Annotated in this window: 9 protein-coding genes and 4 tRNA genes; all 13 read right to left on the reverse strand. The window is 53.6% G+C overall.

Annotation, left to right across the window (positions count from 1 at the left end):
• Positions 1–26: 26 nt before the first annotated feature.
• The 13 genes from rpoC to ABVR31_RS18105 all read right to left on the reverse strand — a co-directional run bounded on the left by rpoC (position 27) and on the right by ABVR31_RS18105 (position 14199).
• The gene (gene rpoC, locus ABVR31_RS18045; protein WP_058769982.1) at positions 27–4250 is read right to left on the reverse strand and encodes a DNA-directed RNA polymerase subunit beta'; all 4224 of its coding nucleotides are present in this window, start codon (positions 4248–4250) and stop codon (positions 27–29) included.
• Positions 4251–4322: 72 nt separating this feature from the next.
• Entirely contained in the window at positions 4323–8351 is a 4029-nt protein-coding gene (rpoB, locus tag ABVR31_RS18050; protein ID WP_021508205.1) for a DNA-directed RNA polymerase subunit beta, read from the reverse strand.
• 326 nt (positions 8352–8677) lie between these two features.
• On the reverse strand, positions 8678–9043 hold the full coding sequence (gene rplL, locus ABVR31_RS18055; protein ID WP_021508206.1) for a 50S ribosomal protein L7/L12: 366 nt from the start codon (positions 9041–9043) through the stop codon (positions 8678–8680).
• A gap of 66 nt (positions 9044–9109) precedes the next feature.
• Entirely contained in the window at positions 9110–9607 is a 498-nt protein-coding gene (gene rplJ, locus ABVR31_RS18060) for a 50S ribosomal protein L10 (RefSeq protein WP_021508207.1), read from the reverse strand.
• Between the two features lie 347 nt (positions 9608–9954).
• The gene (gene rplA, locus ABVR31_RS18065; protein ID WP_021508208.1) at positions 9955–10659 is read right to left on the reverse strand and encodes a 50S ribosomal protein L1; all 705 of its coding nucleotides are present in this window, start codon (positions 10657–10659) and stop codon (positions 9955–9957) included.
• Between the two features lie 3 nt (positions 10660–10662).
• Positions 10663–11091, reverse strand: a complete 429-nt coding sequence (gene rplK / locus ABVR31_RS18070) for a 50S ribosomal protein L11 (protein WP_013507401.1) — start codon at positions 11089–11091, stop codon at positions 10663–10665.
• Positions 11092–11238: 147 nt separating this feature from the next.
• Positions 11239–11784 (reverse strand): transcription termination/antitermination protein NusG, encoded by a 546-nt coding sequence (gene nusG, locus ABVR31_RS18075; RefSeq protein WP_010616908.1) that lies wholly within the window; start codon positions 11782–11784, stop codon positions 11239–11241.
• Between the two features lies 1 nt (position 11785).
• Positions 11786–12169: a preprotein translocase subunit SecE gene (secE, locus tag ABVR31_RS18080; RefSeq protein ID WP_021508209.1), complete on the reverse strand. Its 384-nt coding sequence runs from the start codon at positions 12167–12169 to the stop codon at positions 11786–11788.
• Between the two features lie 226 nt (positions 12170–12395).
• A complete protein-coding gene (tuf, locus tag ABVR31_RS18085; protein WP_150059788.1) occupies positions 12396–13580 on the reverse strand; it encodes an elongation factor Tu in 1185 nt (394 codons plus the stop codon).
• Between the two features lie 106 nt (positions 13581–13686).
• A tRNA-Thr gene (locus ABVR31_RS18090) sits at positions 13687–13762 on the reverse strand.
• Between the two features lie 5 nt (positions 13763–13767).
• Positions 13768–13842 (reverse strand) — tRNA-Gly (locus ABVR31_RS18095).
• A gap of 189 nt (positions 13843–14031) precedes the next feature.
• Positions 14032–14116 (reverse strand) — tRNA-Tyr (locus ABVR31_RS18100).
• Positions 14117–14123: 7 nt separating this feature from the next.
• A tRNA-Thr gene (locus ABVR31_RS18105) sits at positions 14124–14199 on the reverse strand.
• Positions 14200–14474: the final 275 nt, after the last annotated feature.

Below are 14474 nucleotides of genomic sequence, written 5' to 3' on the forward strand. Positions count from 1 at the left end.
TTTTTCATGGTCAGCAGAGCAGACGATTATTCGTCGTCGCTACCGCCCAGACCGGCGTTCAACAGCTCAGCGAGGCTGGCAGAGGCTTCATCCGCAGTCACCTGCGGTGCAACCGGTGCTTCACCCGCCTGACGGCGACGCATACGATCCTGGTGGTAAGCATAACCGGTACCGGCCGGGATCAGACGACCCACGATAACGTTCTCTTTCAGGCCGCGCAGTTCGTCGCGCTTGCCGGCTACCGCTGCTTCGGTCAGGACACGGGTGGTCTCCTGGAACGATGCCGCAGAGATGAACGATTCGGTTGCCAGCGAGGCTTTGGTGATACCCAGCAGGTCACGCATGTACGTCGCGCCGATTTTGCCGTTCGCTTCCAGATCGCGGTTGGAGATCTTGATACGAGAGACTTCCGCCTGCTCGCCTTCCAGGAACTCCGAGCTACCCGCGCTCAGGATGGTTGCTTTACGCAGCATCTGACGCACGATGACTTCGATGTGCTTATCGTTAATCTTAACGCCCTGCAGGCGGTAAACTTCCTGCACTTCGTTAGTGATGTAACGGGTCACAGCATGGACGCCACGCAGACGCAGGATGTCGTGCGGAGACTCTGGGCCGTCGGATACGACGTCACCACGTTCTACACGTTCACCTTCGAATACGTTGAGCTGACGCCATTTCGGAATCATCTCTTCATACGGATCGCTACCGTCAACCGGGGTGATCACCAGACGACGCTTGCCTTTGGTCTCTTTACCGAAGGAGATGATACCGCTGATCTCCGCCAGGATAGCTGGCTCTTTCGGACGACGCGCTTCGAACAGGTCGGCAACGCGTGGCAGACCACCGGTGATGTCCTTGGTACCGCCAGATTCCTGCGGAACACGCGCCAGGGTATCACCCGAGCTGATCTTCACGCCATCTTCCAGCTGCACAATCGCTTTACCTGGCAGGAAGTACTGTGCCGGCATGTCGGTGCCCGGGATCAATACGTCGTTGCCGTTGGCATCAACGATTTTCAGTGCCGGACGCAGGTCTTTACCGCCCGCAGTACGCTCTGCAGAATCCAGTACCACCAGCGATGACAGACCAGTGAGGTCGTCAGTCTGACGGGTAATGGTCTGACCGTCGATCATGTCGGTGAAGCGGATGAAACCGCCCACTTCGGTGATAACCGGCATGGTGTGTGGATCCCAGTTTGCAACGGTTTCGCCCGCGGCAACCTGCTCGCCATCACCTTTCGCCATGACCGCACCGTAAGGCACTTTATAGCTCTCTTTGGTACGACCGAACTCGTCGATCATCTTCAGCTCAACGTTACGCGAGACGATAACCAGTTTCCCGGAGGAGTTGGTTACTGACTTGGCGTTGGTCAGCTTGATAGTACCTTTGTTCTTCACCTGAATGCTGGATTCAGCTGCCGCACGCGATGCCGCACCACCGATGTGGAAGGTACGCATGGTCAGCTGGGTACCCGGCTCACCGATGGACTGTGCTGCGATAACGCCGATGGCCTCACCTTTGTTGATGATGTGACCACGTGCCAGATCGCGACCGTAGCAGTGTGCACACACACCGAAGTCGGTTTCACAGCTCACCACGGAACGCACTTTAATTGCGTCCACGGAGTTCAGTTCAACCACGTCACACCAGTGCTCATCGATCAGGGTGTTACGCGGGATCAGGATGTCCGCAGTGCCCGGCTTCAGCACGTCTTCTGCCGTCACACGACCCAGTACACGCTCACGCAGCGGCTCTTTAACGTCGCCACCTTCGATGACCGGAGTCATCATGATGCCTTCGAATGTGCCACAGTCGTCTTCGGTGACTACCAGGTCCTGCGCCACGTCAACCAGACGACGGGTCAGGTAACCGGAGTTCGCCGTTTTCAGTGCGGTATCGGCCAGACCTTTACGCGCACCGTGGGTCGAGATGAAGTACTGGAGTACGTTCAGACCTTCACGGAAGTTCGCGGTGATCGGCGTCTCAATGATGGAGCCATCTGGCTTCGCCATCAGACCACGCATACCTGCCAGCTGACGAATCTGTGCCGCAGAACCACGCGCACCGGAGTCGGCCATCATGTAGATGCTGTTGAACGAAACCTGCTGCTCTTCTTCGCCGTGACGGTTGATCACGGTTTCGGTCTGCAGGTTATCCATCATCGCTTTGGATACGCGTTCGTTAGCCGCAGCCCAGATATCGATGACTTTGTTGTAACGTTCGCCTGCGGTAACCAGACCAGACTGGAACTGCTCCTGGATCTCGGCCACTTCCGCTTCGGCTTCTGCAATGATTTCTGCTTTCTTGGCAGGAATCACCATGTCGTCGATACCGACTGAGGCACCTGAACGGGCTGCATAGGCAAAGCCGGTGTACATGGTCTGGTCAGCAAAGATAACGGTCGGCTTCAGGCCCAGGATGCGGTAACAGGTGTTCAGCATCTTAGAGATCGCTTTCTTACCCAGCGCCTGGTTGACGATGGAGTAAGGCAGACCTTTCGGTACGATCATCCACAGGATCGCACGACCAATGGTGGTGTCGATCAGGCTGGTTTTCGCAACGAGCTCTTCCTGCTCATTTTTGCTGTATTCAGTGATACGCACTTTAACGCGTGCATGCAGCTCGGCCTGGCCAGCGCGGTAAACACGCTCAGCTTCTTTCGGGCCGGTCAGCACCATGCCTTCGCCTTTGGCGTTCACTTTGTCGCGGGTCATGTAGTACAGACCCAGAACAACGTCCTGTGAAGGAACGATGATTGGCTCGCCGTTCGCTGGAGACAGAATGTTGTTGGTAGACATCATCAGCGCACGCGCTTCCAGCTGGGCTTCCAGCGTCAGCGGTACGTGAACAGCCATCTGGTCACCATCGAAGTCGGCGTTATACGCCGCACACACCAACGGGTGCAGCTGGATCGCTTTACCTTCGATCAGTACCGGTTCAAACGCCTGGATACCCAGACGGTGCAGGGTTGGTGCACGGTTCAGCAGTACCGGGTGTTCGCGAATCACTTCATCCAGGATATCCCAGACGACCGCTTCTTCGCGCTCAACCATTTTCTTGGCCGCTTTAATGGTGGTCGCGAGGCCACGCAGTTCCAGCTTGCCGTAGATGAACGGTTTGAACAGCTCCAGTGCCATTTTCTTCGGCAGACCGCACTGATGCAGACGCAGGTATGGACCTACGGTGATAACCGAACGACCGGAGTAGTCAACACGTTTACCCAGCAGGTTCTGACGGAAACGACCCTGCTTACCTTTGATCATGTCGGCCAAAGATTTCAGAGGACGTTTGTTAGAGCCGGTGATGGCACGACCGCGACGGCCGTTATCCAGCAGGGCATCTACCGCTTCCTGCAGCATACGTTTTTCGTTACGTACGATGATATCTGGCGCAGCCAGATCCAGCAGACGCTTCAGACGGTTGTTACGGTTGATCACGCGACGATACAGATCGTTCAGATCCGACGTAGCGAAACGACCGCCGTCCAGCGGTACCAGCGGACGCAGATCTGGCGGCAGCACCGGCAGAACGGTCAGGATCATCCACTCTGGCTTGTTGCCAGACTGCACGAACGCTTCCAGCAGCTTAATACGCTTGGTCAGCTTTTTACGTTTGGTCTCAGAGTTGGTTTCGTTCAGCTCTTCACGCAGCTGCTCGCACTCCTGCTCCAGATCCATATTTTTCAGCAGCGCCTGGATAGCTTCCGCACCCATCTTCGCGTCGAATTCGTCACCGAACTCTTCCAGCGCGTCAAGGTACTGCTCTTCGGTCAGAATCTGACGTTTTTCCAGGTTGGTCATGCCGCCTTCGACCACAACATAAGATTCGAAGTACAGCACGCGCTCGATGTCACGCAGCGGCATATCCAGCAGCAAACCGATGCGGGACGGCAGTGATTTCAGGAACCAGATGTGCGCGGTCGGCGAAGCCAGCTCGATGTGGCCCATACGCTCACGACGCACTTTGGTCTGCGTGACTTCAACGCCACACTTCTCACAGATCACGCCACGGTGTTTCAGACGCTTGTACTTACCGCACAGGCATTCGTAATCTTTTACTGGTCCGAAAATACGGGCACAGAAAAGACCGTCACGCTCCGGCTTGAAGGTACGGTAGTTAATGGTTTCCGGCTTTTTAACTTCACCGAAAGACCAGGAACGGATCATGTCTGGCGAGGCCAGCGCAATTTTGATCGCATCAAACTCTTCGGTTTTAGTTTGCGCTTTCAGAAACTTAAGTAAGTCTTTCACGGATTAGCTCCCGTCGGAGTGGAACTCTCAGGGACGCGCCAGGCGCGTCCCATAACCAGTACTTGCGAGTGCTTACTCGTCTTCCAGCTCGATGTTGATACCCAGCGAGCGAATCTCTTTCAACAGTACGTTGAAGGATTCCGGCATGCCCGGTTCCATCTGATGGTTGCCGTCAACGATGTTTTTATACATCTTGGTACGGCCGTTGACGTCATCAGACTTAACGGTAAGCATTTCCTGCAGGGTATACGCGGCACCGTATGCTTCCAGTGCCCACACTTCCATCTCACCGAAGCGCTGACCACCGAACTGCGCCTTACCACCCAGCGGCTGCTGCGTAACCAGGCTGTAAGAGCCGGTAGAACGGGCGTGCATCTTGTCGTCGACCAGGTGGTTCAGTTTCAGCATGTACATGTAACCTACGGTTACCTGACGCTCAAACTGCTCACCGGTACGGCCGTCGAACAGGGTGATCTGACCGGAAGAAGGCAGACCGCCGAGCTGCAGCAGCTCTTTGATTTCGCTCTCTTTCGCACCGTCGAACACTGGCGTCGCGATTGGCATACCTTTTTTCAGGTTCTCTGCCAGACGCAGCACTTCGTCGTCCGAGAAGGTGTTCAGGTCAACTTTCTGACGCACATCGGTGCCCAGATCGTAAGCACGCTGGATAAACTCACGCAGTTTGGCGACTTCTTCCTGCTTCTTCAGCATCGCATTGATCTTCTCACCAATGCCTTTCGCCGCCATACCCAGGTGGGTTTCCAGAATCTGACCGATGTTCATACGCGATGGTACGCCCAGCGGGTTCAGTACGATGTCGACCGGCGTACCGTTCTCATCGTATGGCATGTCTTCGATTGGGTTGATCTTCGAGATAACACCTTTGTTACCGTGACGACCCGCCATTTTGTCACCAGGCTGAATCTGACGCTTAACGGCCAGATACACCTTGACGATTTTCAGCACGCCCGGTGCCAGATCGTCGCCCTGGGTGATCTTGCGACGCTTCGCTTCGAGTTTCTTCTCAAACTCGTGCTTCAGCTCGTCATACTGCTCAGCCAGCTGCTCCAGCGCGTTCTGCTTCTCTTCGTCGGTCAGACCGAGTTCCAGCCAGCGCTCACGTGGCAGCTTGTCCAGTTTCTCCGCTTCCACGCCACCTGAAATCAGGACGGCCTGGATACGGCTGAACAGGCCCGCTTCGAGGATCTGCAGTTCTTCAGACAGGTCTTTTTTCGCCTGCTTCAGCTGCATCTCTTCGATTTCCAGCGCGCGCTTGTCTTTTTCCACGCCATCGCGGGTGAAGACCTGTACGTCGATAACCGTACCGGAAACGCCGTTTGGCACGCGCAGTGACGAGTCTTTCACGTCAGAGGCTTTTTCACCGAAGATCGCACGTAGCAGTTTCTCTTCTGGCGTCAGCTGGGTTTCACCTTTCGGCGTCACCTTGCCTACCAGAATGTCGCCACCGGTCACTTCCGCACCGATATACACGATGCCGGATTCATCCAGTTTGGAGAGCGCAGCTTCACCCACGTTCGGGATGTCAGCGGTGATCTCTTCCGGCCCCAGTTTGGTGTCACGCGACACGCAAGCCAGTTCCTGAATGTGGATGGTGGTGAAACGGTCTTCCTGTACTACACGCTCAGAAACGAGGATGGAGTCTTCGAAGTTGTAACCGTTCCATGGCATGAACGCCACGCGCATGTTCTGACCCAGCGCCAGCTCACCGAGGTCGGTAGACGGGCCGTCAGCCAGCACGTCGCCACGCTCGATAGGTTCACCCAGAGAAACACACGGCATCTGGTTGATGCAGGTGTTCTGGTTAGAACGGGTGTACTTGGTCAGGTTGTAGATGTCGATACCTGCTTCGCCCGGATACATCTCGTCTTCGTTAACTTTGATAACGATACGTGACGCATCGACGTACTGCACGGTACCACCACGTTTCGCGACAGCAGTTACACCGGAGTCGACTGCAACAGCACGTTCCATACCGGTACCAACCAGCGGCTTGTCAGCACGCAGGGTAGGTACAGCCTGACGTTGCATGTTCGCACCCATCAGGGCGCGGTTAGCATCATCGTGCTCCAGGAACGGGATCAGTGACGCACCGACAGAAACCACCTGCTGGGTGGAAACGTCCATGTAGTCAACCTGATCGCGGCTGAACAGGCTCGATTCACCTTTGCTACGGCACGTGACGAGATCGTCAACAAAGCTGCCGTCATCGGCGAGGTTGGTGTTCGCCTGAGCGATAACGTAGTTACCCTCTTCGATAGCAGAGAGGTAATGAATTTCATCACTCACTTTACCGTCAACCACGCGGCGGTACGGCGTTTCGAGGAAGCCGTATTCGTTAGTCTGCGCGTAAACAGAGAGTGAGTTGATCAGACCGATGTTCGGACCTTCCGGGGTTTCGATTGGACATACGCGACCGTAGTGAGTCGGGTGTACGTCACGCACTTCGAAGCCGGCGCGTTCACGGGTCAGACCGCCTGGGCCCAGAGCAGAGATACGACGTTTGTGCGTAATCTCAGACAGCGGGTTGTTCTGGTCCATAAACTGGGACAGCTGGCTGGAACCAAAGAACTCTTTCACCGCGGCCGAAATTGGCTTGGCGTTGATCATGTCCTGTGGCATCAGCGTGTCGAGGTCGCCCAGAGACAGACGCTCTTTCACGGCGCGCTCTACACGCACCAGGCCAACGCGGAACTGGTTTTCCGCCATTTCGCCGACCGAACGGATACGACGGTTGCCGAGGTGGTCGATATCATCCACTTCGCCAATACCGTTACGGATACCGATGAGCTTCTTCATCACTTCGATGATGTCGTCTTTGCTCAGGATACCGGAACCTTCGATCTCGTCACGCAGCAGAGAACGGTTAAACTTCATGCGGCCAACGGCCGACAGATCGTAACGATCTTCAGAGAAGAACAGGTTCTCGAACAGGTTTTCTGCGGCTTCACGCGTTGGCGGCTCGCCAGGACGCATCATGCGGTAGATCTCAACCAGCGCGCTCAGGCGATCGTTGGTTGGGTCAACGCGCAGCGTCTCAGAAATGTACGGGCCGTGATCCAGGTCGTTGGTGAACAGGGTTTCAATGCGCTTGTGACCGGACTGGCTCAGTTTCGCCAGCAGATCCAGTGACAGCTCCATGTTCGCCGGTACGATCAGCTCACCGGTGTTCAGATCGATGTAATCTTTCGCGACCACTTTGCCCGCGATGTACTCGACCGGCACTTCGATGTGCTGAATGTTGTCTTTTTCCAGCTGACGGATGTGGCGCGCAGTGATGCGACGACCTTTCTCAACGTAGACCGTGCCGTTGGCTTCGATATCGAAGGAGGCGGTTTCACCACGCAGGCGCTCAGGCACCAGTTCCATCTGCAGCTTGTTGTCGCGGATTTCAAACACCACTTTTTCGAAGAACAGATCGAGAATCTGCTCAGTGGTGTAATCCAGCGCGCGCAGGATGATACTGGCCGGCAGCTTACGACGACGGTCAATACGGACGAACAGGTTGTCTTTCGGGTCAAACTCGAAGTCGAGCCATGAACCGCGGTAAGGGATAATACGTGCGTTATACAGCACTTTACCGGAAGAGTGCGTTTTACCCTTATCGCTGTCAAAGAATACGCCAGGACTACGATGCAGCTGAGAAACGATAACACGCTCAGTACCGTTGATGACAAAGGTACCGTTGTCGGTCATGAGCGGAATTTCGCCCATGTACACTTCTTGTTCTTTGATGTCTTTGACGGTGCCTTCCGGCGCTTCGCGCTCGTAGATCACCAGACGCAGTTTAACGCGCAGCGGTGCGGAATACGTCACGCCACGGATCTGACATTCTGTCACGTCAAACACCGGCTCACCCAGACGGTAGCTGACATACTGCAACTCAGAGTTGCCGCTGTAGCTCGCGATTGGGAACACGGAACGGAAGGCTGCTTCCAGACCGTACTGGCCTTCTGGATCTTGCTCGATAAACTTCTGGAACGAGTCAAGCTGGATAGAAAGGAGATAAGGCACATCCAGTACTTGTGGACGTTTACCAAAATCCTTACGAATACGTTTTTTCTCGGTATAGGAGTAAACCATAGGGTTCCTCAGCTAGCTGACAAGTCGACCCACGCTGTCCGTCCTGAAGGGACAGTTCATGCAACACTATTTTGTTTTTCATGCGATGCGCGGCACCCCATGCAATACATCTTTCTATCACTCTTAAATCATTTCATCGCCGTTGCGCAGGCAGGGAACCCTCACAGGAAAGCGGTATATTAAGTCGTCGATAGAAAAAGATATTGAAGAGGAACAATGGACAAACAGTGCGAAACGCCATCATTCCCCTGTAGCGCAAAAAGGCTGGTGACCAAAAAGTCACCAGCCATCAGTCTGTTTACGCAGACTGCAACCCGAGGGTTGTCTTACTTAACTTCAACTTCAGCGCCAGCTTCTTTCAGAGCAGCTTCAAGTGCAGCTGCGTCGTCTTTGCTGATGCCTTCTTTGATTGCAGCTGGAGCAGCTTCAACCAGGTCTTTAGCTTCTTTCAGGCCCAGACCAGTTGCGCCACGAACGGCTTTGATTACAGCAACTTTGTTCGCGCCAGCAGCTTTCAGGATAACGTCGAATTCAGTTTTCTCTTCAACAGCTTCAGCCGGGCCAGCAGCAACAGCGACAGCAGCAGCAGCAGAAACGCCGAATTTTTCTTCCATAGCAGAAACCAGCTCAACTACTTCCATTACGGACATAGCTGCAACGGCTTCCAGGATTTGATCTTTAGTGATAGACATGACAATTGTTCCTAAGAATCAGTAAAAGTTTATACGTTAGCAAGTACGAAGAAAAAGAATCTGGCCTTAAGCCGCTTCTTTCGCGTCGCGAACAGCAGCCAGAGTGCGGACCAGCTTGCCAGCAGCAGCTTCTTTCATGGTCGACATCAGACGTGCCAGTGCTTCTTCGTAAGTCGGCAGCGTTGCCAGACGGTCAATTTGTGCCGCCGGGATCAGCTCACCTTCAAAGGCTGCAGCTTTGACCTCAAAGTTTGCATTCGCTTTCGCGAACTCTTTGAACAGACGAGCAGCAGCGCCCGGGTGTTCCATAGAGTATGCAATCAGGGTCGGACCAACAAACGTGTCTTTCAGGCACTCGAATGGAGTACCTTCAACGACGCGGCGCAGCAGGGTGTTACGAACAACACGCATGTAGACGCCAGCTTCACGACCTGCTTTACGCAGTTCAGTCATTTTATCAACGGTAACGCCACGGGAATCCGCAACAACCGCTGAAAGCGCGCCTTTGGCTACTTCGCTAACTTCAGCAACAATTGCTTGTTTGCCTTGAAGATTTAATGCCATTAGCTTTGCTCCTGGATTTGACCGGGAAAATTTCCCGGAACTCACTTCACTTACACACCCGAAGGCCGTAAGCGCGTTACACGGTGAGCAGAATCCAGTGAAGAAAAAATTCTTTTTGGTTCTGTCACCGTCTACGCAGGATATTAAGCATCACTTCCGAAGAGGTTCTGCTCCTGCGGTCTTGGACGGAGGCCAGGATCAGGCCTGGCTCCAACCTTAATCGCTGAATGACAAGGTGTTTAGACCTGTGCACTCCGCGACTATGAATTTGGGTTCTGAATTGACGGATCAACCAGAACAACGGGCGTAAGATTCTAGATGAATTTTTCGCCCGTTACAAGCAGCAATTAGTTTGCTGCTGCGTTCAGACCAGCCTGGTCAACGGCAACGCCGGCGCCCATGGTGGTAGAGATGCTGACTTTCTTGATGTACACGCCTTTCGCCTGAGCAGGTTTAGCTTTTTTCAGCGCAACCAGCAGAGATTCCAGGTTTTCTTTCAGTTTGTCAGCATCGAAGTCCACTTTACCGATGGTGGTGTGGATGATGCCGTTTTTGTCGTTACGGTAACGAACCTGACCCGCTTTAGCGTTTTTCACAGCTTCAGCAACGTTAGGAGTTACGGTACCAACTTTCGGGTTTGGCATCAGACCACGTGGGCCCAGAACCTGGCCCAGCTGGCCAACAACGCGCATTGCATCCGGAGAAGCAATAACAACGTCAAAGTTCATTTCGCCTTTCTTGATCTGATCAGCCAGGTCTTCCATACCTACCAGCTCAGCGCCAGCTGCTTTAGCAGCTTCAGCGTTTGCGCCCTGGGTAAAGACGGCAACACGTACTGAACGACCAGTACCGTGTGGCAGAACGGTCGCGCCGCGCACGTTCTGGTCAGATTTACGTGCATCGATGCCGAGGTTAACAGCAACGTCCACGCTCTCTACGAATTTAGCGGTAGCCAGTTCTTTCAGCAGAGCAACAGCTTCGTTGATGTCATACTGTTTAGTCGCATCAACCTTGTCACGGATCACGCGCATGCGCTTGGTCAGCTTAGCCATTTCTTAGTCCTCCACTACCAGGCCCATGGAACGAGCAGTACCTTCGATAGAGCGAGTCATCGCTTCTACGTCAGCACCAGTCATGTCCGCAGCTTTGGTTTCTGCGATTTCACGTACCTGAGCACGAGTTACTTTACCGACTTTATCTTTGTTCGGCTTACCAGAACCAGACTTGATGCCTGCTGCTTTTTTCAGCAGAACGGCAGCCGGAGGCGTTTTGGTAACGAAGGTGAAAGAACGGTCGCTGTATACGGTGATAACTACTGGAGTCGGCAGACCCTTTTCCAGTGATTCTGTTTTGGCGTTGAACGCTTTACAGAATTCCATGATGTTAACACCCTGCTGACCCAGAGCCGGACCAACTGGTGGGCTCGGGTTAGCCATACCAGCTGCAACCTGCAGCTTGACGTAGGCTTGTACTTTCTTGGCCATGATATTTCCTCTATTGGGTATAGCGCCTGGCGAACAGGCTCCCCGTGATAACGATTTACACGCTGTTGCCAGCGCATAAAAACAAAAGGCGCGAAATTATAGGTAAATTTCGCGCCTTCCGCAAGAGCTAAAAAGTGAACAAACGGCTTAGCCTTTCTCCACCTGAGCAAAGTCGAGTTCTACCGGCGTTGCACGGCCGAAGATAGAAACAGAAACCTTCAGGCGGCTCTTCTCGTAATCCACTTCTTCGACCACACCGTTGAAGTCGGCAAACGGGCCGTCGTTGACACGCACCATCTCGCCTGGCTCGAACAGCGTTTTCGGACGCGGCTTATCACCCACCTGCTGCAGGCGGTTCATGATCGCATCCACTTCTTTATCACTGATCGGTGCCGGACGGTCAGAGGTACCACCAATGAAGCCCATTACACGCGGTACACTGCGCACTAAGTGCCAGCTGGCGTCATTCATCACCATCTGGACCAGTACGTAACCAGGGAAGAATTTGCGTTCACTTTTGCGACGCTGGCCGCCACGGATTTCCACGACTTCTTCAGTCGGCACCATGACTTCGCCAAACAGTTCTTCCATGTTGTGCAGTTTGATATGCTCTTGCAGCGACTTGGCTACGCGGGCTTCAAAACCGGAAAACGCCTGAACGACGTACCAGCGTTTTTTTGGAGCTTCAGACATCTCAGAACCTCAGGCCAGTGATAAACGATACCAGACGGACCAGAATACCATCCAGCCCCCACAAAATCAGTGACATCACGGCAGTGACCGCGGCAACGATTAACGTGGTGTGCAATGTTTCCTGGCGAGTTGGCCAGATGACCTTACGCATTTCGGTTCTTGCTTCACGTGCAAAAGCCACGGTTGCTTTGCCTTTGGTGGTCAGCAACGCAATGCCGCCCGCCGCAGCGATCAACACCACGACAGCCAGCGCGCGTAAAGGCAGTGTCACATCGCGATACAGGTAGTTACCGACGATTGCTACCAGCAGCAATGCGATCACAACTACCCACTTTACCGCTTCCAGGCCGCGCCCGCTCCCTTGAGCTTCGGTATTCGCACTCATAAACCAACCTGCCACAATAATTCAGAAACTATTCTGCCCCGCAGAGCGAGGCATCCAAACCGAATGCGCTTTTGGGCATAACTCGGTATCCAGCGCCGTAATACAGAGCCTGTCTCAGCAATGATTATGATCGAAAATCACTGATGAGCCAGGTTCTGGTTAACAGCGTACAAAAGGGCATCAAATGATGCCCTTTCCGTGTGCATTGCGTCAAATATTATCGCTATTACGCGATAACTTTAGCAACAACGCCCGCGCCAACGGTACGGCCGCCTTCGCGGATTGCGAAGCGCAGACCTTCGTCCATTGCGATTGGATGGATCAGGGTAACAACCATTTTGATGTTGTCGCCTGGCATTACCATCTCAACGCCTTCTGGCAGCTCTACTGAACCGGTTACGTCAGTGGTACGGAAGTAGAACTGTGGACGGTAGCCTTTGAAGAACGGAGTATGACGGCCGCCTTCGTCTTTAGACAGAACGTAAACTTCTGACTCGAACTGGGTGTGTGGCTTGATAGTGCCTGGCTTAGCCAGAACCTGACCACGCTGGATCTCTTCACGCTTGATACCGCGCAGCAGAACACCACAGTTCTCGCCTGCCTGACCCTGGTCCAGCAGTTTGCGGAACATTTCAACACCGGTACAGGTAGACTTGGCAGTCGCTTTGATACCAACGATTTCTACTTCGTCGCCCACTTTCACGATGCCGCGCTCAACACGACCGGTAACAACGGTACCACGGCCAGAGATTGAGAATACGTCTTCGATTGGCAGCAGGAACGGCAGGTCGATAGCACGGACTGGATCGGGGATGTAGCTATCCAGGTGCTCAGCCAGCTCAACGATTTTCGCTTCCCACTCAGCTTCGCCTTCCAGCGCTTTCAGCGCAGAACCGCGTACGATTGGGGTATCGTCGCCAGGGAAGTCGTAAGCAGACAGCAGGTCACGCACTTCCATCTCAACCAGTTCCAGCAGCTCTTCGTCATCAACCATGTCGCACTTGTTCAGGAACACGATGATGTAAGGAACGCCAACCTGACGACCCAGCAGGATGTGCTCACGGGTCTGTGGCATTGGGCCATCAGTCGCAGCAACAACCAGGATCGCGCCGTCCATCTGCGCAGCACCGGTGATCATGTTTTTCACATAGTCGGCGTGGCCTGGGCAGTCAACGTGTGCGTAGTGACGGGTCGGGGTTTCATATTCAACGTGAGAGGTGTTGATGGTGATACCACGAGCCTTCTCTTCTGGCGCGTTATCGATCTGATCGAATGCACGCGCCTGGCCGCCGTAGGTTTTAGCCAGAACGGTGGTGATTGCCGCAGTCAGAGTGGTTTTACCGTGGTCGACGTGACCGATGGTGCCCACGTTTACGTGCAGTTTGTTACGTTGAAATTGCTCTTTAGCCATCGCTTGTCCCTCTAAGACACGGATATATCAAAGATATCGTCACATTAACCAGGCAAAACCTGATGTTAGTTTTACAGAGAGAGAATCAGGAGAGAGATAAAGGAAGTGGTGCTGATACCCAGAGTCGAACTGGGGACCTCACCCTTACCAAGGGTGCGCTCTACCAACTGAGCCATATCAGCACATCTGGAGCGGGCAGCGGGAATCGAACCCGCATCATCAGCTTGGAAGGCTGAGGTAATAGCCATTATACGATGCCCGCATCCTGGAACTCGGCTACCTGTTCTTTCTGTAGCTTATGAATAATAAAAGAAGACCTTCTATTATTCGAGCCAGTCAGAGTTTCCGACTGACGGTGATCACGCTACTGCGCAATCTGAATTCGAAGGTGAGAGAGTTGAACTCACCCATCAGATAAGCCTTTATCTGACGCTCAACCGAGAGGTTGAGATGGTGGTGGGAGAAGGATTCGAACCTTCGAAGTCTGTGACGGCAGATTTACAGTCTGCTCCCTTTGGCCGCTCGGGAATCCCACCTACTTGATGGTGCCGGCTACCGGAATCGAACTGGTGACCTACTGATTACAAGTCAGTTGCTCTACCAACTGAGCTAAGCCGGCATCAAGTGACGCGCATTCTAGGAAGACCGGGTTCAGGATGCAACAAAAAAATTGCTAAATTTGCACTACCGCTTACTATTTGTGCAAATCCTCGCAAAACGCCCCGCCAGCGCAGCAAAAAGCAGCAAACATGGTGTGTTTTTCCGCCAGCCCACAGCCTGATTATTCTTTGATACCGCGTTAGCCTCATACTGTGATCATAAAAATGCGGGCCTGCTTACGAAAGCGTGCTCAGGTTTATCATTTTACTTCTTTTTAAAGTCACACTGGTGTTA

The organism is Pantoea sp. WEP (assembly GCF_041678305.1).
GTDB lineage: Bacteria > Pseudomonadota > Gammaproteobacteria > Enterobacterales > Enterobacteriaceae > Pantoea > Pantoea dispersa.